We start from the raw sequence: 321 nt of genomic DNA on the forward strand, positions 1-321 counted from the left end.
GCCCGCGCCCGTCGTCGAACCACTTGTTCACCGCGGCCCGCCGGCTCAACGCGGCAGGACAGCGCGGCGCCCCGGGCAGACTGTAGCCCCGCTGATGCCCGGATGTGATCATCAGCCCGCAGAGCGGACCGACCCGGAACTCCCGCACCACCGCCAGGTGCTGGCGGGTTCGAAGGCCGTCGACCAAGGTTCCACGCGACGATGATCGCCTCGCACCGCCGTCCCGGAACCGTCGTCGACTACCTGGGAACCCGCCAGCACCTGGCGGTGGATCTCGAGTTCCGGGTCAGTCCGCTCGGCGGCCTGGTGATCACATCGGGG

The 321-nt window shown here is 70.7% G+C and carries 1 protein-coding gene and 1 pseudogene; one reads left to right on the forward strand and one right to left on the reverse strand.

Translation table 11 applies throughout. The annotated features are described in order from the left end of the window. A pseudogene (locus tag UK12_RS34685) lies at positions 1-190 on the reverse strand (hypothetical protein); the annotation flags it as partial. Between the two features lie 11 nt (positions 191-201). On the opposite strand from UK12_RS34685, the gene UK12_RS40670 reads away from it, so the two are divergent. Continuing rightward, the coding region (locus UK12_RS40670; RefSeq protein WP_442973936.1) for a DUF4166 domain-containing protein at positions 202-321 on the forward strand (120 nt) is incomplete at its 3' end.

Origin of the sequence: Saccharothrix sp. ST-888, from assembly GCF_000955975.1 — a bacterium.
GTDB lineage: Bacteria > Actinomycetota > Actinomycetes > Streptomycetales > Streptomycetaceae > Kitasatospora.